Raw genomic sequence first — 21,469 nt, 5'->3', positions numbered from 1 at the left:
TGATTAAATATAATCATCAATTTCCCTGCGGCTTATTTGACGTAGCGATCCGTTTTGCATAAGAAAAAAGGTATTGCAAAACGCCTTGATGGTCTCGCGGGAGTGTGAGGCCAGAATCATCACCGCGGACCGATCTACCATCTGCTGCAATTTTTTACTCATTTTTTCGCGAAATTGACTGTCTCCTACCGTTAGCCATTCATCCATCAGCAACACGCTGGGCTGTAAGACGGAAATAATGGCGAACGCCAGGCGCAGCAGCATACCGCTGGAATAAGTACGCACCGGCAGGGAGATATATTCCCCCAGCTCGCTAAATTCGATGATAAACGGAACCTGGCGCGCTATCTGTTTCATGGTCAGGCCGAGCAGTAAACCGCGGATAAAAATGTTCTGGTAACCGGTCGCCTCGCTTTCCATCCCCATGGCCATATCGATAAGCGACACCACCTCGCCGCGTATGGATAGGCGGCCGCCGGTCGGGTGATAGACGCCGGCCAAAACCCGTAATAAGGTGGTTTTGCCGGCGCCGTTGCCGCCTAACAGCGCCACGCGCTCACCTTGGTGGACTTCAAAGGAAACATTATCCAGCGCTTTCACCGCCAGCGCCTGATGGTGCTTGGCCAGATTGCCGCCCACTGCACGCCGAAACAGTAATTTTTTTAAACTGCGTTGAGAGGCGGTATAAATAGGAAACTCAACGGAGAGTTTTTCCACTTTGATAATGGCTTGCATCGTTTATAACCAGTAGGCGATTCGACGCCGCGTTCTGTCTAGCAATAGCATTGCCAGTAAAAAAAGGATAACAGTGATGATGAGCGCAACGCTTAGCGAATGCGCGTCGGGCATCACGCCCAACAACGGCGGGCGAATGATGTTGAAGTAATAGACTAGGGGATTGTAATTGATGTAATGCAACATCGCTGCGGGCACTTGCTCCGTTTTCCACATAATGGGGGTGAAATAGAAAGCAATAATGAGGAGGTTTTGCATTATCATCAATACATCCCGGAAACGTGTACAGATAATGGCGAGAATAATAGAGCAGAAAAAAAGCGATGTGGTCAGGATGAATAATCCCGGCAGAAACCAGAGCATTCGCCAATGCCAGCCTGGGCCCACGAGTGTGATAACCAACGCGATGATAATGAAATTGTGCGCAAAAACGATGACGTTTCGGCTCAAGATACGCAAGATCAGTGAGCAAAAAGAGGTGCTGCTTTGTTTGATAATATAGTCGAATTGCACAAATCCATTGCAAGCTTCCGTAAGTTGCAACGATATATAGGTCCAGACGACCTGCCCTATGGAAAAGAAAGGTAAATAATCGCGAACATCCAATTTGAAAAGCGTGGACCATAATACGCTTAACATTCCCACCAGGACGCCGGTGCTTAAAGTTACCCAAAATGGCCCAAGAACGGAGCGCTTATAACGTTGTTTAATATCAAACCAAGAAAGCACGCTCCAGATTTGCGGCTTTTTTAACGCCATGATCAGATCGGTTAGCATGTGATAATAATCATTGATTTTTTAATGTTGCCGGAAAGACCCGCTTTCAGACGTTATTCGATGCTATGGCAAACGGCGTAACCGTGAGACTTGAGTAAACTGTGCTGGCGTGTGGCCTGGAGGTCGTGTTCCACCATTTCTGCAATTAATTGCTGGAGGCTGATTTCGGGTTTCCAACCGAGCCGCTGCTGCGCGTAGCTGGGATCGCCCAGGAGGGTGTCTACTTCGGTCGGCCGGAAATAGCGTTCGTCCACCTCCACAATGACATCGCCGACGCGTAATGAGGGAGCAAGATCGCCGGTAATTTTACTGACGAAGGCCTTCTCATTGATACCCTGACCTTCAAAAACAACGTCAATACCCAGCTCCCGCGCCGCCATGGTAATGAATTCACGGACGCTATACTGGTTACCGGTAGCGATAACAAAATCCTCGGGTTTATCCTGTTGCAGCATCATCCATTGCATGCGGACGTAGTCGCGCGCGTGGCCCCAGTCGCGCAGGGCGCCAAGGTTGCCCATATACAGGCACTTTTCCAGCCCGTGAGCGATACTTGCCAGACCGCGCGTGATTTTACGGGTAACGAAAGTTTCGCCGCGACGTGGCGATTCATGATTAAACAAAATACCGTTACAGGCATAAATACCGTACGCTTCCCGGTAGTTTACCGTAATCCAATAGGCGTACATTTTCGCCACGGCATAAGGGCTGCGGGGATAGAAAGGCGTGGTCTCTTTTTGTCGCGGTTCGCACACCAAACCGAAAAGTTCCGAAGTGGATGCCTGATAATAGCGCGTTTTTTCACTAAGACCCAGGAAGCGAATAGCCTCCAACAACCGTAGGGCGCCGATGGCATCGACATCAGCGGTATATTCGGGTGAGTCAAAGCTGACCGCGACATGGGATTGCGCGCCCAAATTATAAACTTCGTCCGGTTGGACTTCCGCTAATATTCGGGTTAAATTTGATGTATCTGAGAGATCGCCATGGTGCAATTTCAGTGTGGCGTTATTATCATGTGACGTTTGAAAAATATGTTCAATACGCTGCGTATTAAACTGAGAACACCGTCGTTTTATGCCATGGACCTCATAGCCTTTATTCAAAAGGAATTCGGCAAGATATGAACCATCTTGGCCAGTAATACCGGTTATGAGGGCGACTTTCTTATTCAAAATAACTCCTGAAGGTATCATGGTCGTGGTGTCAAGATGGGGCAAGTGTAGCGCTTAATCTTCCTAATCCATAGACTGCAAAAGGAAATATTAATTTTCTTATAAGTAACTGGAGATAATACTCATTACGTTTCCGTTTTTATTTACCCTGATTTTGAAAACTTTCCACCCTGTTCTGATGGAATGAAATGCATGCGCGCTTTCTCAAGCGCGCATGTCTGGTCTTGCTATGGAAGATGCGTTCGGCACCATTAGCGGGCGTTATCGCCTCCGCGAGAAGCGGCCCCGTTGGTTGGGCGCCAAGGGCGGAGGGGAAGGGCGGCCGTTCGCCGGCATTAGTCGCGCGTTTGGCACAGGGTGAAAAGCGTTTCCCGCACCCAGCGGTGGGCAGGGTCACGGTGGGTGCGTTCGTGCCAAGCCGCGCTTTTGCTAAAGCCGGGGATCGTCAGCGGTGGCGCCAGGATCGCCAAGCCTTCGGCATGTTGCGCCAGCCGCCGCGGGACGATGGCGATAAGATCGCTGATGCGGAGCATGTCGGGCAACACCAGGAAGCTATTTACCGATAGCGCCACGCGCCGCGTCCGCCCCAGATCGGCCAGCGCCCTGTCGGTCGCACCGGCAAAATTGTCGCCATAATACGATACTAGCGCATGCTCGAGCGCGCAAAAGCGATCAAGTGTGAGGCGGCCGTTGGCGGCATCAGGATGATCGGCGCGCATGACGCAAACATAGCTTTCCTGATACAGCGGCCGGGCGTGCAGACCCGGCGGCGTCGTCTCCGGCGTCACCAGCGCCAAATCGACGTCGCCCTGCTCAAATTGCGTCTGTAACCGATGGTTATCGACCGCCACCACCGCTAGCGTAATGCCGGGGGCCTGATGTCTGAGCATCGCCATAAGCGGTACCACCACCGTGCGCAGGGCATAATCGGTCGCGGCAAGAGTGAGGGTCGCACAGGTCGTGGCGGGGTCAAATGCCGGTGGCTTAAGCAGGGTTTCCACATCGCCAAGCAGTTGCTTAACCGGCGCCGCCAGCGCCTGCGCCCGCCGCGTGGGGACGATGCCCCGCTGCGTACGTACGAACAGCGGATCGTCAAAACTCTCACGCAATCGCGTCAGCATACCGCTGACGGCAGGCTGCGTCAGGGCGAGACGCTTTGCGGCACGGGTGACGTTGCGCTCGTCCAATAAGACGTCGAGGGTTCTAAGAAGGTTAAGATCCAAATGTCTGATATCAGCGGGCATGATAGCGTCAATAAAATATTGCGATTGGATTTATATCAGCGTATCACGCACCCTGCGTAGCGTCCATGACGCGGCGGCGCTATCCGTGCGGCATGGCCCATCACACTACACAGCAAGGTCAATTATGCATGCAATTATCTGGCCCGAGCAGTATCAGCCGGGCTTTACCGACAATTTCGTCTCTAACGAAGTGATTGAGGCCGGCCTTGGCGCGGCCGAGGTTTGGCCGTGGCTGAACGACGCCGCGCGTTGGCCGGACTACTATACTAACGCCGCCAACGTTCGCTTTTACGATCGGGCGGGCCCCGCGCTGACGGCGGGTGTCCGCTTTTATTTTGAGACCTTCGGTTTCCCGGTGGAAGCACAGGTCGTAGAGCAGCAGGCACCTGGCGCAGGGCAACCGGGACGGCTGGCCTGGCACGGTTGGGCGGGGGAGGGGCCTACGCGTCTGGACGTGCATCACGCCTGGTTGATCGAGGATTTGTCCGGGGGTCGGGTGCGTATTCTGACCCAGGAAACGCAGAACGGCAAACCGGCGCTGGAACTGGCGAGAACCCGGCCTAATCCCATGTTGAACGGCCATCAGACGTGGCTGGACGGGCTGGTCGCGGCGGCCCGCAGAGCTCGCCGGGCATAACCGCGCGGCCATCGGCGAGAGAGACGTACGTTACCGACGGGGCAATCGAATCGCTGGCCGATGGGCGTTAGGCTCTGTCATGGCGCTTCCTACCGGCGCTTACGGGTCAGTATTGTCTGCCTGGCGCGCGGTTTGCCTGGCTTGGCGCCAGTTCAGCAGCGGCGTCACGGTAATGCCATGGACAATGACGCTGGCGACGATAAGCGTCAGCGCCATGTTGACCATGCGCTCCGCGTCCTTGCCCGCCAGGCCATGGCTGAAAGCGTAGGCGATATAGTTGACGCTGCCGATGCCGCGAATACCCAGCCAGCCAATCAATAACCGCCGCAACGGCGGCGTGTCGGTGCCGAGGGTAGCCAGCCATACCGATAATGGGCGTATGACCACAAACAGTATCGCCGCCAGCACCAGCCCCATCGGATCCCAATGGTAGGCCAGGGAGATACCGAGCGCCACCACAATCGCCGCGGCGAACAGCCGTTCCACCGTATCGCCGAACGAAAGCGCATCCCCTACTACCAGACCGACGGCGGTAGCCAGACCCCCATTGCCCAAGGTATGGCGCCGGTTCGGGTTCACCAGGATCTCCGCGGGGGGATAATGTTCTTCTTCGGCCAACTCTTCCGGCGGATGGCGATTTACCACCCGTACTTCGGCGCGGCGTAATCCGACGCCGGCGGCAAAGGCAGCCAAAAAACCGGAGGCATCAAGGCATTGCGCGGCGGCATAACTTAGCGCTATCAGCGCCAGCGCAAAAAAGTCATTGGGCGCGACATCCTGATGGGCATTGCGTACGCGCGCCGCCAATTTTCCCACGCCTCTGCCCATACCAAAACCGATCCCCAGCCCGCCCAATAGCGCCCAAAGAATATCTTTTAGCGCCCAGTGGGCCAGGATGCCGGCGGAAAAGTCGGTTTTGGAAGCCAGCAGCGCCATCGCCAGCATCAGTACCGGCAACGCCGTACCGTCATTCATACCCGCTTCGCTGGAGAGCGAAACCCGCATGCTGTCGTCGTCGTTGGCGTCATTCACCGAGATTAAACTGGCCAGCACCGGATCGGTCGGGGCGACGATCGCGCCGAACGCCAGCGACAGCGGCCATGCAAAGCCGGTGATGTAATGGAACATCACGGTGATGCCGGCGACGGTGAGTATCATGGCTGGAAACGCCAGGCGAATACCCATACGCCAGCCGGGGTTGCTGAACGGCAAACGGAGTTTCAGACCGGTGATGAACAGCGAGGTCGCCATGGCGATTTCTGTCGTCCGCGCGACGAGAACGGCATGTTGGGCGAGGTTGAGATGGAGTAAATCCAGCATCCACGGTCCGCAGATAATCCCGGCGATCAGATACAGGCCGAATACCGTCAGCGGACCGCGATTAATCCAGCCGGAGGCCAGCGACATCAGTAACAGTAGCCCTCCGACGGCGGCGGTCCATCCCAGAAAATCCATATGTTCTCCCTTGATGCGTGTCGCCATACAACGTTAATGGCGATAATGGGTTAATGAGTCCTTTAAGTATGATCTATCCATCACGACCGCGCCCGACGGCCGCTCCGGTAACGTGCGCAATACAGGGGGTGATGACGGAATAAGCAGTCAAACGCCGAGCGTGAAAAAAGGCTTGCCGTTGACCCTAAAGCAGTCCATAATTGCGTCCATCTCGAAGATTGAGATGGCTAAAAGGCATTGGAATCAACGGGTTAGGTGGTTTTACGACGCTGTTAATCCAACCAGAACCAAATGCCCTTGCCGTCTTTGTCAGCAATGATGCACTGCTTATATCATAATAAGCTGTCTGCGTTGCCGGGCAGCGTGAAAGCGATTAATGCGGGAATAGCTCAGTGGTAGAGCACAACCTTGCCAAGGTTGGGGTCGCGAGTTCGAGCCTCGTTTCCCGCTCCAATTAACGGCGACCGATCCGCGCGGATCGGTCGCCGGTTGCGAAAAAGGGCCTTTCAGGCCCTTTTTTGTTTTTGCACGTTGGACAAGCTGATGCGCGTTCGGTCCCTTTGACGGCTTACGCAAAACCGCTGAAGGTCTAGCAGCAATGCGGTGTATTGAAGCCAAGAAATAGGCATGGCGGCCCGGCCAGCATGACCTTCATTTTGCGCCTTATCGGTGCCGCCAACCCCTAATGTTAAGACTTTCTACAGAATAAGCGCGGGCGGTTACCTGCTAGGCATGGCCGACGCCGTCATTGCCTCTCTTACCCTGCCGAGTAAACCGCGATAGCGGCCCGCTTATCCTCTTGTCACGGCGCAATGATGCTAAGTAATCGTTACTTGGCTGATCAACTGCTCTGTTGGCAAGCGTTAGGCGGCGGTCTTGAGCAAGCGTACTGCCATGGCTGACACGCTCATTCATGAGAGCCCTCCGCCGCCTTTACCCCTCTTGACGGTAAGCGGATCCACGCGCGCGGTCGACAAAAAGCTTGCCAAGTTGAGGTGTCTGGTACATCATGCGATCCGTCGTCACGAAGGCTATCAAGGCGTAGCCGTGCAAGCGCCCGCGAGACGATCGTTCGCCACCTTTTTTCCGCAGCAGACGAATTAATTGCGTGAATAATTTATCCACCGCTAAAGGTAGCGCAGCGTCTGCCTTATATTCTCCGTCGTAATCTTTTAAACAGAGTTATCCACAGGCTTCTTCGGGCTAACGACCGCGCGCGTTCGGCTGTTGAAAATTTCGCTCTGCCATAGCCATTTGAAAAAGAAAGATAAATTTTTATTATGAAACGTAAGATCGATCGCTTGCGTTTTTTGTGACGATTGATTGACAAAGGATTTTTATTTTTATGCACAGCGGCCATGCGCTATTGCAAGAGGTCATTTCCCTGCGAGAATTTGTCTAAGCGTCGCGGGTTAATCCTTTTTCGATGGCCCTGACCAACCGCGTTTGCTGCGCGCTTTGTACCGCCACGGCGGCGGCCTCTCGACGCGCCATCTGCCTTTCCAGCGCCCAATGAATATGCACATCCAGCAGCGGCAGTTCTCCCAGTCGGCGCCGCAGCGCCAGCACGATCTCGTCCTGATAGGGTGCATTACCCAGCGCGACCGCGATATTGCGTGACCAGCGCACGTGGCCAATGCGTCGAATGGCCGACCCTTCGGTAACGCGCAGAAAGGTGGCCTCATTCCAGCCAAACAGTTCTACCAGTTTAGGGGCATGTAATACCGCGCGCGGACTAAAATCCGGCTCATCGGTCAGCTGCGAAAAACGGTTCCACGGGCAGATCAATTGACAGTCGTCGCAGCCATAAATGCGATTGCCTATCAGCGGGCGCAGCGCCTCGGGAATTTCCCCCTCCAACTCAATCGTCAGATAGGAGATACAGCGGCGGGCATCAAGGGTATAAGGCTCGACGATGGCGCCGGTGGGGCAGGTGGTGATACAGGCGACGCAGCGGCCGCACTGTTCGGCCTGCGGCGCGTCAACCGGCAGCGGCAAATCTATCAGCAATTCGCCGAGGAAAAACCACGAACCGGCTTCACGGTTGAGAATAAGTGAGTGTTTACCTACCCAGCCGATTCCCGCTTTAGCCGCCAGCGGGCGCTCCATGATCGGCGCTGAATCGACAAAGGGGCGGAAATTCACCTCGCCGCAGGCGTCGCGGATTCGCTCGCCCAGTTGTTTTAAACGGTTACGTAAAACTTTGTGGTAATCACGGCCCAGCGCATAACGACTAACATATCCTAATGAAGGATTTTTCAATGTCGACGCAAAAGCGGCCTTAGCCGGTAGGTAGTTCATGCGCACGCTGATCACCCGCAGCGTGCCCGGCAGCAATTCGTGGGGCCGGGCGCGCAGCATGCCGTGGCGCGCCATCCAGGCCATCTCGCCGTGGTATTGGCGGTCAAGCCAGGCTTGCAGCGTTGGCTCATGGGCGGCAAGGTCGGTGTCGCAAATCCCGACCTGCTGAAAGCCCAATTCCTGCCCCCAGCGCTTAATTTGCCGGGCTAATTCTGTAAGATCAAAAGGATAAGACATGACTGACCGTGCCAACACATTTTCTCTACAAAGTTTATCACACTCCGTCTACGGTGCGCAGTGGCTCCGGGAATGGGAAAGCCAGGGCGCCGGGCTGGCCAGCGTGTCGCTCTATCAGCTGATGCAGCGCGCCGGTACGGCAGCGTTCCAACGTATTCTTTGGCTGTATCCCGGCGCCCATCGCTGGCTGGTGCTGGCGGGGCACGGTAACAACGGCGGGGACGGTTACGTGGTGGCGCAGCTTGCCGCCGCCGCCGGTAAACAGGTCACGGTGCTGGCGTGCGGCGGCAGCTCCCCTTTGCCTGCCGAAGCGGAACAGGCTAAAGCGGCGTGGCTGGCGGCCGGCGGAGAAATACACGCCGCCGAGGCGCCTTGGCCGCAGGGCGTGGAGGTGATTATCGATGCGCTGCTGGGAACGGGCCTCAAGGCGGCGCCGCGCGATCCCTATTGCTCGCTTATCGCCGCGGCAAACCGGCATCCCGCGCCGGTGATCGCGCTGGATATCCCCTCCGGTCTGTTGGCCGAGACCGGCGCGACGCCCGGGGAGGTGGTGTCTGCCGCACATACCGTGACGTTCATCGCCCTTAAACCGGGATTGTTGACCGGCAAGGCGCGCAGCGTGACCGGACAGGTGCATTATGACGACTTGGGGCTGGGAAAATGGCTCGAGCGGGAAACGCCGCTAATGGCGCGGCTCAGCGCGGAACTGCTGCCGCGCTGGCTCCCGGCGCGCGATCCCTGCGCGCATAAAGGCGACAATGGCCGTCTGTTGATTGTGGGCGGGGATCATGGATTCGCCGGCGCGATTCGTATGACGGGGGAGGCCGCGCTGCGCTGCGGCGCCGGGCTGGTCCGCGTGCTGACCCGCGAGGAGAATATCCCCCCGCTGTTGACCGCCCGGCCGGAGCTTATGGTCGCGCCGCTGACCCGCGACACCCTTCAGCAGGGGCTGGAATGGGCGGATGTAGTGGTAATCGGCCCGGGCCTCGGACAGGACAGTTGGGGGAAAAATGCGCTGCGCGAGGTGGAAAATTGTGACAAACCAATGCTGTGGGACGCGGATGCGCTTAACTTGCTGGCATTCAATCCTGAGAAACGTCACAATCGAATAATTACGCCTCACCCGGGCGAGGCCGCCCGCTTGCTGAATGGCAATGTCGGCGCCATTGAAAGTGACCGTTTACTTGCGGCGCGCAAACTGGTGCGGCGCTACGGCGGCGTGGTGGTGCTGAAAGGCGCGGGGACCTTGCTGGCCGCTGAAGATGGCGCCGTCGCCGTCGCCGATGTCGGTAACGCGGGCATGGCCTCGGGGGGAATGGGGGATGTATTGTCCGGTATCATCGGCGGTTTGCTCGCGCAAAAGCTGTCGCTGTATGATGCAGCCTGTGCCGGCTGCGTAGTCCATGGCGCTACCGCCGACCGTCTGGCGGCGAAGAAAGGAACGCGCGGCATGTTGGCCACAGATTTACTGCCGGCATTGTACCTATATGTCAATCCAGAGCTTACCGCATAGAAACCAGACATGGAAAAACGTGTAATATTCCTGCCGGATGAAACGGCAACCGTCGCCTTCGGCGCAGCATTGGCTGACGCCTGCCGGCAAGCCTGCGTGATTTATCTTTATGGCGACCTTGGCGCCGGCAAAACGACATTCTGCCGCGGGTTTCTTCGCGCGCTGGGGCACCCGGGCAATGTAAAAAGCCCCACCTACACCCTGGTCGAGCCCTACGCGCTACCGCGCTGGACGGTTTATCATTTTGACCTTTATCGCCTGGCGGATCCGGAGGAGCTTGAATTTATGGGAGTGCGGGACTATTTCGATGATACCGCCTTGTGTTTGGTGGAATGGCCGCAGCGCGGGGAGGGCATCCTGCCGGCGGCGGATATCGCCTTGACGCTCGTCTACCAAGAGGACGGCCGGCAGGCGCAGGCGCAGGCCCTCAGCGCCACCGGCGAGCGCATTTTGGCGCAGCTGGCGCCGCGGCAGGGAACGTCTTCATGATGCTGAAGTTCAGGATAATGCTGGCGTTGGCGGTGTGTTTAATCGTAGGGCGGACAATGGCGGCGACGCTCAGCGATATTAACGTTGCCAACAGCGCCAATCAATCGACGGTCACCCTCGGGTTTACGCAACAGCCGGTTTACGCTTTTTTCTCGCTGCACAACCCCGAACGGGTCGTGGTGGATATCCGCCAGAGCGGCCCGGTGCAAGGGCTGCCGCTCGATTTCAGCGGTGAGAATGTGATTAAACGTATTCGCACCAGTACGCCGGTGGATAAGCAGAGTATACGCCTGGTATTCGAGCTGACCCGCAAATCCCGCGCGCAGGCCACGACACGTCAGGTGGACGGGCGCTACAATGTCGTGCTGACCGTGACGAGCCAGCAGCCGGCCGCCGTCGCCTCTGCTCCGCGGACCAGCGCCGCCGTGCCGGCCCCAAGCGCGCCGCCGCCGTCAAGATCGGTAAAAAACCCCTTTACCAACCGTGTGACGGTGGTCGAGAGCCCCGCCACGGTGGCGACGCCGGCATCGACGTCGACGCCGAGCCCGCGCGGCCGGCTGCCGGCGGGCGCCGAGCCGGTGGTGGTGGCCATCGACGCCGGCCACGGCGGTCAGGATCCGGGGGCTACCGGCCCTAATGGCCTGCATGAGAAAAATGTGACCATCGCCATCGCTCGCAAGCTGAAAACGCTGCTCGATGGAGACAAGATGTTCAAGCCGGTACTGACCCGCGACGGCGATTATTTCATCTCCGTCATGGGCCGTTCCGACGTCGCGCGTAAAAAGGGCGCCAGCGTGCTGGTGTCCATTCACGCCGATGCCGCGCCCAACCGCAGCGCCAGCGGTGCGTCGGTTTGGGTGCTGTCCAACCGGCGCGCCAACAGCGAAATGGCGAACTGGCTTGAGCAGCATGAGAAACAGTCGGAGCTGCTGGGGGGCGCGGGCGATCTGCTGGCCAACAGCCAGGCCGATCCCTACCTCAGCCAGGCGGTGCTGGATCTGCAGTTCGGCCATTCGCAGCGGGTGGGATACGACATCGCGGTGAAGGTACTGGGCCAGCTGCAGCGGGTAGGCGCGCTGCATAAACGCCGGCCGGAACACGCCAGTCTCGGCGTACTGCGCTCGCCGGATATTCCGTCGCTGCTGGTGGAAACCGGTTTCATTAGTAATACCCGGGAGGAGCGGCTACTCGGTAGCAGCGCGTACCAGGATAAGATCGCCAACGCCCTGTACCTGGGGCTGCGCGCTTATTTCCTGGCGCATCCGCTGCAAACCGGCCCAAAGCTCGAAAATCGGCCGCAGGGCGTTAGCTCCGCGGCCGACGCCGGAGCCAGCGGCACCCAGGCGGTGGCCCAGTCCAACGCCGGCGCGCTGGCGCCCGCCGCCGCAGGACGCCATGTCGTCAAGCGGGGTGAGACGCTCTCCTCCATCGCCCGCCAATATGGGGTAAGCATGGAGGCGATCCGTACGCTGAACAAGTTGAAAAAAGAGGGCGTCTGGGTCGGGCAACGGCTGCGCATTCCCGCGGTGGGAAGCGCTCAGGCCGCGCCGCCGCCCGCTGCCGCACCGAAGGGCGGTCCGCGACGGCATCAAGTGGCGCGTGGCGATACATTAACCGCAATCGCCGCACGCTATGGCGTGTCCGCCAGCGCCATCAAGCGTGCTAATAATATGACGTCCAATAACGTGATGCTGGGACAAACGTTGACCATACCGCCCGCTTAAGGCCAGAGGACCCGATTATCATGCCGATTCAGGTGCTGCCGCCACAGCTTGCAAACCAAATCGCCGCCGGTGAAGTGGTGGAACGCCCCGCGTCGGTGGTAAAGGAATTGCTTGAAAACAGTCTTGACGCCGGTGCGACCCGCATTGAGATCGATATCGAGCGCGGCGGCGCCAAACGTATCCGTATTCGTGATAACGGCAGCGGTATCGCTAAAGAGGAGCTGGCGCTGGCGCTGGCCCGTCATGCGACCAGCAAGATCGCCAGCCTGGACGATCTCGAAAGCATCACCAGCATGGGTTTTCGCGGCGAGGCATTGGCCAGCGTAAGCTCCGTGTCACGTCTGACCTTGACCTCGCGCACCGCTGCGCAGAGCGAAGCCTGGCAAGCCTACGCCGAGGGGCGCGAACTGGCGGTAACGCTTAAACCCGCCGCCCATCCGGTCGGAACGACGGCGGACGTGGTGGATCTGTTTTACAATACGCCGGCCCGGCGCAAGTTCATGCGCACCGAAAAGACCGAGTTCACCCATATCGATGAAGTCATTCGCCGTATCGCGCTGGCCCGATTCGACGTGACATTCATTTTGCAGCACAACGGCAAAACGGTGCGCCAGTACCGCGCGGTCAGCCAGCAAAGCCAGCATCTGCGCCGGCTGGGCGGGCTTTGCGGCCCGGCGTTTGTCGCGCGAGCCTTGAGCGTTTCCTGGCAGCACGGCGATCTGGCGATACACGGCTGGGTAGCGGATCCGGCGGGGGGGGAGCTGCCCGAGATACAGTACAGCTATGTTAATCGGCGCACGATGCGCGACAAATTGATCAATCACGCTATACGGCAGGCCTATCAGGATCAGCTGGCGGGAACGCAGCAGCCGGCCTTTGTGCTGTTTCTCGATGTGGATCCGCATCAGGTTGACGTCAATGTCCACCCCGCCAAACACGAAGTGCGGTTTCATCAGGCGCGGCTGGTGCATGATTTTATCTATCAGGCGGTGGTGACCGTCTTGCAGCAAAGCGGGGCGCCACGCCTGCCGATCGGCGATGAGGGCGCGGGGCCGAGCGCGCCGGAGAATCGCCAGGCATCCGGGCGCAATCATTTTTCCCTGCCCGCCGGCGAGGCATCCTCTCTATGGGGAGCGCGCCAGCCCGACGGCGAGCCATCCCGCCTGCCGGAAGATGCCGCCGCGTCTGGGCTGGCGGCGGCGCGGCCTGCGCTCGTTGCGGCCGACGAGGAGCGGCGCGCGGCGAGCGAGACGGGCGGGGATAGCGAACATGACCGCCGATCCGCGGCCGCGGTCAAGGATAGCGAACATGGCCACCGATCCTCGGCGGTCGTGGATAGCGAACATGGCCACCGATCCTCGGCGGTCGTGGATAGCGAACATGACCAACGATCTGTGGCGGTGGACGGGGATAGCCGTCATGACCGCCGGTCAGTGGCCGCGGGCGGAAATAGCGATCGTGACCGCCGGTCGGCGGGGGTAGCCGACGAGCGTGCTTCGCCGCAGCACTCTTCCGGCGCGGCGGCTCGTGGCGGCCAGGCGCGGGAGCGGAGCGGCGGCTACGCCGGCGGCGCCGGCTATCAGCGCAAAGAAGGCGCGCTGTACCGGCAGTTGGTACAGACCGCGCCGCTGGCGCAGGAGGGGCAAACGACACCGCGCGATATTTTCGCCCGGCCTCGGCCGGCGGATGGCGGTTCGCTTCCCGGCGACAACGACGCGCCGCACGCCGGCGCCGCCGCCTCGTCCAGCGCCGTCATGGGCGAGGCGTCCGTCAGCGCCGGGCCGGCCGTCGCCGGTAATCCCCACAGTTTCGGCAGGGTGGTGACTCTGGTCGCGCCCTGCTATGCGCTGGTAGAGTCGGCGAGCGGCCTGGCGCTGCTCTCGCTGCCGGTTGCCGAACGCGGTTTGACCGAACGTCAACTGACGCCCGGCACGGAACAGCTGCGCGCTCAGCCGCTGCTGATTCCGCTGCGTATGACGCTGCGCGATGAAGAAGCCGCGGCGCTTAAACGCCATCAGCCACTGCTTCAGGAAATGGGAATTACGCTACAGGCGCATCTTCATCAGGCAATACTGAATGCGGTACCTTTACCATTACGCCAACAAAATTTACAAAACTTGATTCCAGACCTGTTAGGCTACCTGCACGGTGAAACGTCGGTGACGCATCACCAGGTTGCAGTCTGGCTTGCCCGCCGACTGCAGCACGAATCGGTCGTCTGGAGCCATTCCCGGGCGATACAATTGCTTGCCGAGGTGGAGCGGCTTTGTCCGCAGTGGGTGAAAGCCCCGCCCGACGGGCTTCTGGTAACACTGAATTTTGAGGCCGCTATTAAAGCCCTGAACCATGACTGAGCCGACATTTACGCGCCGGCCCCAGGCCATTTTCCTGATGGGGCCCACCGCCTCCGGTAAAACCGCGCTCGCGATGACGTTGCGCCAGCACCTGCCGGTGGAGATCATCAGCGTCGATTCTGCGCTGATCTATCGCGGTATGGATATCGGCACGGCCAAGCCCAGCGCCGACGAGCTGGCGCGGGCGCCGCATCGGCTGATAGATATCCGCGATCCGGCGGAGCCTTATTCTGCGGCGGATTTCCGCCGTGATGCGCTTAAGGAAATGGCAGAGATCACCGAGGCCGGTCGTATACCGTTGCTGGTGGGCGGGACCATGCTTTACTTCAAGGCGCTGCTGGAGGGATTATCCCCCTTGCCCCCGGCAGATCCAGAAGTGCGCGCGCGCATTGAACGCGAGGCGGAAGCGGTGGGGTGGCAGGCATTGCACCGGAAATTGCAACAGATTGATCCGATTGCGGCAAATCGTATTCATCCTAATGATCCGCAGAGACTGTCGCGGGCACTGGAAGTTTTTTTCGTTTCAGGTAACACTCTAACGGAACTGACAAAAATATCCGGTGAAGCGCTGGCGTATCGGGTACATCAATTCGCCATCGCGCCGCTTGACCGCGCATTGCTGCATCAGCGTATTGCGCAGCGCTTTCATCAGATGTTGGCCGCCGGTTTTGAGCACGAGGTCAGTAAGCTTTTTGCCCGAGGTGATCTTCACCGGGAAATGCCATCCCTTCGCTGCGTCGGCTACCGCCAGATGTGGTCATATCTGGCCGGCGAAACCGATTATGATGACATGGTGTTTCGCGGGATTTGCGCGACACGACAGCTTGCCAAGCGCCAAATGACCTGGCTGCGGGGGTGGCGCGATGTTCATTGGCTGGATAGCGATGAACCCGCCGCCGCCCTTCACAGGGTATTACAGGTTGTTAGTGCATAGGTTGGGTGATTGTGTACAATTGATGGTACTGAACGCGCTTTTTTACAACGATTATTTTATTTAGAGCCACATGGTTCTTGTTACAAACAACAAGCACATAAGGAAAAGACAGAATGGCTAAGGGGCAATCTTTGCAAGATCCGTTCTTGAACGCGTTGCGTCGGGAACGTGTTCCGGTTTCTATTTATTTGGTGAATGGCATTAAACTACAGGGCCAGATTGAATCTTTCGATCAGTTTGTCATTTTATTAAAGAACACGGTCAGCCAGATGGTTTACAAACACGCCATCTCCACCGTCGTACCATCGCGCCCCGTATCGCATCACAATAACAATCCGAGCGGTGGTTCCAGTAATTATCACCATGGCAGCACCCCGGCTTCGCAACCGTCGCAGCCGGAAAGCGATGACGCCGAATAAGGCGCATCCCTGTTGACCATTTCGCGGTGCTTTAGCGTGCTGTTGGCGCTAAGGCCCGATTATAGCTGCGGTATATCCGTATGAGAGGTTGTACGCTTGTTTGACCGTTATGATGCCGGTGAGCAGGCCATACTGGTTCACATCTTTTTTTCGCAAGACAAGGATATGGAAGATTTGCAGGAGTTTGAATCCCTGGTCTCTTCCGCCGGGGTAGCGGCACTGCACGTCGTTACCGGCAGCCGCAAGGCGCCACATCCAAAATATTTTGTCGGCGAGGGAAAAGCGGAAGAGATCGCGGAGGCGGTTAAAACCAGTAGCGCGTCTGTGGTCCTATTCGATCATGCTTTATCCCCCGCCCAGGAGCGTAATCTTGAACGCCTGTGCGAGTGCCGGGTTATCGACCGCACGGGGTTGATCCTCGACATATTTGCTCAGCGCGCGCGCACCCATGAGGGTAAGCTGCAGGTGGAGCTGGCCCAGCTGCGTCATCTCGCTACGCGTCTGGTACGCGGCTGGACGCATCTTGAGCGGCAAAAGGGTGGCATCGGGCTGCGCGGGCCGGGGGAAACCCAGCTAGAGACCGACCGGCGTCTGCTGCGCAATCGCATCAGTCAGATCCTTTCCCGTTTGGAACGGGTGGAGAAACAGCGTGAGCAGGGCCGGCGCGCCCGCGCCCGGGCGGATGTGCCCACCGTCTCGCTGGTGGGCTATACCAACGCCGGTAAGTCCACTCTGTTTAATCTGATGACCGAGGCCGGGGTGTATGCGGCCGATCAGCTGTTTGCCACCCTCGATCCGACGCTGCGGCGTATCAACGTTGGCGACGTGGGGGATACCGTTCTGGCGGATACGGTGGGTTTTATCCGCCATCTGCCCCACGACCTGGTGGCGGCGTTTAAAGCGACGCTGCAAGAGACGCGGCAGGCCACCCTGCTGTTGCATATCGTCGACGCCGCCGATACGCGAATTAATGAAAATATCGATGCGGTGGACCAGGTGCTGGCTGAGATTGAAGCCAACGATATTCCGACGCTGTTGGTGATGAATAAAATCGATCTGCTTGACGATTTCGCGCCACGCATCGATCGCGATGAAGAGAACCGACCGGTGCGGGTGTGGCTTTCCGCCCACAGCGGCGAAGGGGTCGCGCTATTAATGCAGGCCCTGACCGAGCGACTGGCGGGCGAGATCGCGCGCCATGAGCTCCGTTTGCCCCCGCAGGCCGGCCGGCTGCGCAGCCGTTTTTACCAGCTGCAGGCCATAGAAAAAGAGTGGGTTGAGGAAGATGGCAGCGTGGGGTTGGTGGTAAGACTGCCCATCATCGACTGGCATCGTTTATGTAAGCAGGAAATGGCGTTGGTAGACTATCTTGTCTGACCGTCCTTTGGGAACTCAAGCCTGAAGAATACTAATTAAAGTAAAAATGGAGCTAAAACATGGCGTGGAACCAGCCCGGTAATAACGGACATGACCGCGACCCGTGGGGGAGCAGCAATAATAATAGCGGCAACTCTGGCGGAAATAACAATAAAGGCGGACGAGAGCAAGGGCCGCCCGATCTGGATGATATCTTCCGCAAACTCAGCCGCAAGCTGAGCGGGTTCGGCAATAAAGGCGGCGGCGGTAGCGGCACCGGCGCGCCGGGCAGAAGCGGCCGTTATATCAGTCTGGCGGTGGCGGCCGTGGTGGTCATCTGGGCGGGCAGCGGCTTCTACACGATTAAAGAAGCGGAGCGCGGCGTAGTGCTGCGTTTCGGCAAATTCGATCATCTGGTTCAGCCTGGCCTGAATTGGAAGCCGACGTTCATTGATACCGTGACCGCGGTCAACGTGGAGTCGGTACGGGAGCTGGCGGCGTCCGGCGTCATGCTCACCTCCGATGAGAACGTGGTGCGCGTCGAAATGAACGTGCAGTATCGCGTGACCGACCCCGAACGCTATTTGTTTAGCGTCACCAACGCCGACGACAGCCTGCGCCAGGCTACCGACAGCGCTCTGCGCGGCGTCATCGGTAAATATACGATGGATCGCATCTTGACCGAAGGCCGTACCGTGGTGCGCAGCGACACCCAGCGGGTGCTAGAAGAAACTATTCAGCCATATAACATGGGTATAACCCTGCTGGACGTCAACTTCCAGGCCGCCCGGCCGCCGGAAGAGGTGAAAGCGGCCTTTGACGACGCTATCGCCGCGCGGGAAAACGAACAGCAGTATATCCGCGAAGCCGAAGCGTATTCCAATGAAGTGCAGCCGCGCGCTAACGGTCAGGCGCAGCGCATTCTGGAAGAGGGCCGCGCCTATAAAGCCCGCACCGTGCTGGAGGCGCAGGGGGAAGTGCAACGTTTCGCCAAGGTGCTGCCGGAGTATAAAGCGGCACCGGAAATTACCCGCGAACGCCTGTATATCGACGCGATGGAGCGCGTGCTGAGCAGTACCCGCAAAATTCTGGTCAACGACAAGGGCAGCAACAATTTGATGGTGCTGCCGCTGGATCAGATGTTGCGCAACCCGTCGGCGCCGACCGGCAATAGCAAGACGCGCTCAAGCAATGAGGCGCTCAATTTGTTGCGGCTGCCCGCCGGGGGCGCTAACAGCGGTGCCACGACGGCACCTGCCGCGGGCGGCAACGCTAGCGGGACGGTCATGGATCAGCGACGCGCCAATGCACAGCGTGACGATACCACGCGCGAAGGGAGGGAGTAACCGATGCGTAAGCCTTTATTGCTTATTGTGGTGATAGTGCTGGTGGTGCTGTATGCGTCACTGTTTGTGGTGCAAGAAGGCCAGCGCGGCATCGTGCTGCGCTTTGGTAAAGTATTGCGCGACGGCGACAACAAACCGTTGATTTATAATCCCGGCCTGCACATGAAAATACCGTTTATTGAAACGGTCAAGAATCTCGATGCGCGCATTCAGACCATGGAAAACCAGGCGGATCGCTTTGTGACTATGGAGAAGAAAGACCTGATCGTTGACTCCTATATCAAATGGCGTATCAGCGACTTCAGCCGGTATTATCTGGCGACCGGCGGCGGCGATGTGTCGCAGGCGGAAGTGTTGCTGAAACGGAAGTTTTCCGACCGTTTGCGCTCGGAGCTCGGCCGGCTGGATGTGAAGGGGATCGTCACCGACTCCCGCAACCGCCTGATGACCGATGTGCGCGAAGCGCTTAATAACGGGACCTCCGGCGACGATGAAGAGACGCAGGCCACCGCGGCCGATAACGCCATCGCTTCCGCCGCCGCGCGGGTAGAGCGTGAAACCAACGGCCCGCAGCCGGCGGTGAACCCGAACAGTATGGCGGCGCTGGGCATTGAAGTTGTCGACGTGCGTATTAAGCAGATCAACCTGCCGACGGAAGTGTCCGACGCGATTTATCAGCGCATGCGCGCGGAGCGTGAAGCCGTCGCCCGCCGCCACCGGTCCCAGGGCCAGGAAGAGGCGGAGAAGCTGCGTGCCGCCGCGGATTACGAAGTGACCCGCACGCTGGCCGAGGCCGAGCGGCAGGCGCTGATTACCCGCGGTGAAGCGGATGCGGAAACCGCCAAGCTGTATGCCGACGCGTTCAGCCGGGATCCGGCGTTCTACGCCTTTATCCGCAGTCTGCGCGCGTATGAAAACAGCTTTAACAGCAACAATGATGTGATGGTGCTGAGCCCGGAAAGTGATTTCTTCCGCTTCATGAAGTCGCCGGAAGATACCGCGGTCGGCCGCCGTCCCTAACGGTTGCCTCGCACATTCAATCAGGCTTGAGTGTGCGAGGTACTTTTCTCCCTAACCCGCCTTTTCGCTAGCGATCCCCTCTTTTGGATTGAGCGTAGCAATAAGCTATCCCGCCACGAACCGTTCACCTTTTGCAACTGATGCGATTCGCATCGCGACACGGTTGTGTTTGAGGGCATCCATGAACCGAAATACTGAGGAGCGCCCGCTATCCCGGTGGTTGCTCCCGTTTTTGCGTGCGCGATATTTTCGTCACTGAGACACTTTGTAAACAATTATGCAACAATCAGCTCGTTTCTATGATTAATAAAATAATTAATGATAGAAATATTGATGGGCGGCTATTTTAAGCGGCCGTTCATCATCTGATTTAACGTATTTTCACTGAGGTAATGATATGTACTCTATAATTAAATCACGTAAAGCGTTATTGATAGCAACAACACTGGTATTCACTTCCCTCGCCACTTCGCCGGCCTTTGCTTTAGCATGTCTAGCCAAGCCCGGAAATACCGCTAAGGAGTGCGCAGAGCTTTGCGCCTGGACGGGACCCGGTTTCCCTATCTGCTTTTAATGCCCGACGCTCAATCATTGTGAGGTAATAATAACCCGAGCCTTTCGCTTAATGGGGAAAGGCTCGCTCAAACGCCACGTTACTTTTCCCATAGTGAATCATCATATTCACTATGAAGGACTTGTGGTTTGGCTATCCGCGGTTTTTATCCTCAGCGACGTGATTGTTCTGGAATGACAGCGAAAAGCGTTCAAGATTGAACTCGAAATGATGAAACTTGATGGTACATTGCGTTCACTTCATCGTGTTAGTTCTCATTTTGATAAAAATTGAATCGTCTCTAGGTTTAAATCAATGTTTGAAATGTTCATGATCTCTATGAACGCCGTACATCACTTCACGGCGGGTCAACATTGGAGATGATACATGCCGAACGACTATATGCAGCACAGGATAAATCAATATGGACAACATGTATGTTATACCAATAAATTTATAGCCGATTGTCGAAAGAGAAATATTACGGAGAGATTTACTGCTGTAAATAATGTCTTATGCAGGTGCCCATCAAGCCAAGAGACGTGCCGTTGGATGAATTATACAAATCACTGCCGTTCCGATTATGAATTTCCACACTATAGATTCCCGAGCAAAGAGGTTAACATGAGGATAATCACCTATACTGATAAAAAAACCAGTACCTCCTACCATTGCCCTTGTCCACCTAATCCTTGTGCATCGGAAGCTTTTTATAATCAATGTCGAGACTATGAATCAAAAAATATGCATGGTCTAGATGTAGGCCAAGCGAGACTCACTCTGCATCCTAGCGATTATCCCCAACAGTATCCAGAAACAGCAAGGCTGTTGGGTTTGCCTGAAGTAAACTGTTATTGTCCACCTACAACAATCGACATCAATAGTACTTTCCCCTCCCTTTCTTAATTATAACAGTTCATTAGCCCATTAAAGTGGACTCGCCAGCCGCGGATGGCGAGCTTTTCATGATTCTACCTGTAACCAGAGAGAATGAAAGTCATCCATTTCCCATGTCAAAGGCATGAAATTTACACGATAGCCTCTAACGCAAGAGTCGGGAACGGGGCTACAAGGCTTGATTTACGGGGACTTATCTTGCTGGCTCGCCTCCCGGCACACCCAGACTGGGTGCCACAATGAATCTAAAACGCAGTGCCGAATACCTCTAGCAAGTGTTGCTTGTTCAACTATATTATTAAA

At 57.4% G+C, this 21,469-nt stretch carries 16 protein-coding genes and 1 tRNA gene; 11 read left to right on the top strand and 6 right to left on the bottom strand.

The window, feature by feature from the left end; genetic code table 11:
• Nucleotides 1-3: 3 nt before the first annotated feature.
• The 4 genes from SANT_RS17970 to SANT_RS17955 all read right to left on the bottom strand — a co-directional run bounded on the left by SANT_RS17970 (nucleotide 4) and on the right by SANT_RS17955 (nucleotide 3,931).
• Nucleotides 4-735 carry an ABC transporter ATP-binding protein gene (locus SANT_RS17970; RefSeq protein ID WP_025423630.1) on the bottom strand — a complete coding sequence of 244 codons (732 nt, stop codon included), beginning with the start codon at nucleotides 733-735 and terminating at the stop codon, nucleotides 4-6.
• A gap of 3 nt (nucleotides 736-738) precedes the next feature.
• Nucleotides 739-1,512 carry an ABC transporter permease gene (locus SANT_RS17965; protein WP_025423629.1) on the bottom strand — a complete coding sequence of 258 codons (774 nt, stop codon included), beginning with the start codon at nucleotides 1,510-1,512 and terminating at the stop codon, nucleotides 739-741.
• 53 nt (nucleotides 1,513-1,565) lie between these two features.
• On the bottom strand, nucleotides 1,566-2,708 hold the full coding sequence (gene gmd, locus SANT_RS17960) for a GDP-mannose 4,6-dehydratase (RefSeq protein WP_038668762.1): 1,143 nt from the start codon (nucleotides 2,706-2,708) through the stop codon (nucleotides 1,566-1,568).
• Between the two features lie 314 nt (nucleotides 2,709-3,022).
• Complete coding sequence (locus SANT_RS17955) at nucleotides 3,023-3,931, bottom strand: LysR family transcriptional regulator (RefSeq protein ID WP_025423627.1); 909 nt, start codon at nucleotides 3,929-3,931, stop codon at nucleotides 3,023-3,025.
• A 124-nt stretch (nucleotides 3,932-4,055) separates the two neighbouring features.
• Between SANT_RS17955 and SANT_RS17950 the strand changes: the two genes are divergently transcribed.
• Nucleotides 4,056-4,568 carry a polyketide cyclase gene (locus tag SANT_RS17950; protein WP_025423626.1) on the top strand — a complete coding sequence of 171 codons (513 nt, stop codon included), beginning with the start codon at nucleotides 4,056-4,058 and terminating at the stop codon, nucleotides 4,566-4,568.
• 99 nt (nucleotides 4,569-4,667) lie between these two features.
• On the opposite strand, the gene SANT_RS17945 is transcribed toward SANT_RS17950, so the two are convergent.
• Nucleotides 4,668-6,023: a cation:proton antiporter gene (locus SANT_RS17945; protein ID WP_025423625.1), complete on the bottom strand. Its 1,356-nt coding sequence runs from the start codon at nucleotides 6,021-6,023 to the stop codon at nucleotides 4,668-4,670.
• A 378-nt stretch (nucleotides 6,024-6,401) separates the two neighbouring features.
• Between SANT_RS17945 and SANT_RS17940 the strand changes: the two genes are divergently transcribed.
• A tRNA-Gly gene (locus SANT_RS17940) sits at nucleotides 6,402-6,476 on the top strand.
• Nucleotides 6,477-7,421: 945 nt separating this feature from the next.
• Here the strand turns inward: SANT_RS17940 and queG are convergent.
• Nucleotides 7,422-8,561, bottom strand: a complete 1,140-nt coding sequence (queG, locus tag SANT_RS17935; protein ID WP_025423624.1) for a tRNA epoxyqueuosine(34) reductase QueG — start codon at nucleotides 8,559-8,561, stop codon at nucleotides 7,422-7,424.
• Here queG and nnr point away from each other — a divergent pair.
• From nnr to hflC, 9 genes are all read left to right on the top strand, one after another.
• The gene (nnr, locus tag SANT_RS17930) at nucleotides 8,560-10,074 is read left to right on the top strand and encodes a bifunctional ADP-dependent NAD(P)H-hydrate dehydratase/NAD(P)H-hydrate epimerase (protein WP_025423623.1); all 1,515 of its coding nucleotides are present in this window, start codon (nucleotides 8,560-8,562) and stop codon (nucleotides 10,072-10,074) included. The two genes, queG and nnr, sit on opposite strands and share 2 nt — an antisense overlap.
• Before the next feature lie 9 nt (nucleotides 10,075-10,083).
• The gene (gene tsaE / locus SANT_RS17925) at nucleotides 10,084-10,563 is read left to right on the top strand and encodes a tRNA (adenosine(37)-N6)-threonylcarbamoyltransferase complex ATPase subunit type 1 TsaE (RefSeq protein ID WP_025423622.1); all 480 of its coding nucleotides are present in this window, start codon (nucleotides 10,084-10,086) and stop codon (nucleotides 10,561-10,563) included.
• Nucleotides 10,560-12,287 carry an N-acetylmuramoyl-L-alanine amidase AmiB gene (gene amiB, locus SANT_RS17920; RefSeq protein ID WP_025423621.1) on the top strand — a complete coding sequence of 576 codons (1,728 nt, stop codon included), beginning with the start codon at nucleotides 10,560-10,562 and terminating at the stop codon, nucleotides 12,285-12,287. The genes tsaE and amiB overlap by 4 nt, the downstream gene beginning before the upstream one ends.
• A gap of 20 nt (nucleotides 12,288-12,307) precedes the next feature.
• Complete coding sequence (mutL, locus tag SANT_RS17915) at nucleotides 12,308-14,641, top strand: DNA mismatch repair endonuclease MutL (protein WP_025423620.1); 2,334 nt, start codon at nucleotides 12,308-12,310, stop codon at nucleotides 14,639-14,641.
• Nucleotides 14,634-15,575, top strand: coding sequence for a tRNA (adenosine(37)-N6)-dimethylallyltransferase MiaA (miaA, locus tag SANT_RS17910; protein WP_025423619.1), 942 nt, complete (start codon nucleotides 14,634-14,636; stop codon nucleotides 15,573-15,575). The genes mutL and miaA overlap by 8 nt, the downstream gene beginning before the upstream one ends.
• A 113-nt stretch (nucleotides 15,576-15,688) precedes the next feature.
• Entirely contained in the window at nucleotides 15,689-15,994 is a 306-nt protein-coding gene (hfq, locus tag SANT_RS17905; RefSeq protein WP_011410200.1) for an RNA chaperone Hfq, read from the top strand.
• A 96-nt stretch (nucleotides 15,995-16,090) separates the two neighbouring features.
• On the top strand, nucleotides 16,091-17,371 hold the full coding sequence (gene hflX, locus SANT_RS17900; protein WP_025423618.1) for a ribosome rescue GTPase HflX: 1,281 nt from the start codon (nucleotides 16,091-16,093) through the stop codon (nucleotides 17,369-17,371).
• A 59-nt stretch (nucleotides 17,372-17,430) separates the two neighbouring features.
• On the top strand, nucleotides 17,431-18,696 hold the full coding sequence (hflK, locus tag SANT_RS17895; protein ID WP_025423617.1) for an FtsH protease activity modulator HflK: 1,266 nt from the start codon (nucleotides 17,431-17,433) through the stop codon (nucleotides 18,694-18,696).
• 3 nt (nucleotides 18,697-18,699) lie between these two features.
• Entirely contained in the window at nucleotides 18,700-19,716 is a 1,017-nt protein-coding gene (gene hflC / locus SANT_RS17890; protein ID WP_025423616.1) for a protease modulator HflC, read from the top strand.
• Nucleotides 19,717-21,469: the final 1,753 nt, after the last annotated feature.

Origin of the sequence: Sodalis praecaptivus (assembly GCF_000517425.1) — a bacterium.
In the GTDB taxonomy this organism is placed as follows: Bacteria; Pseudomonadota; Gammaproteobacteria; order Enterobacterales; family Enterobacteriaceae; genus Sodalis_A; species Sodalis_A praecaptivus.
Note: the sequence above shows the minus strand (reverse complement) of the source record. Positions and strands in the feature narration are given on the sequence as shown.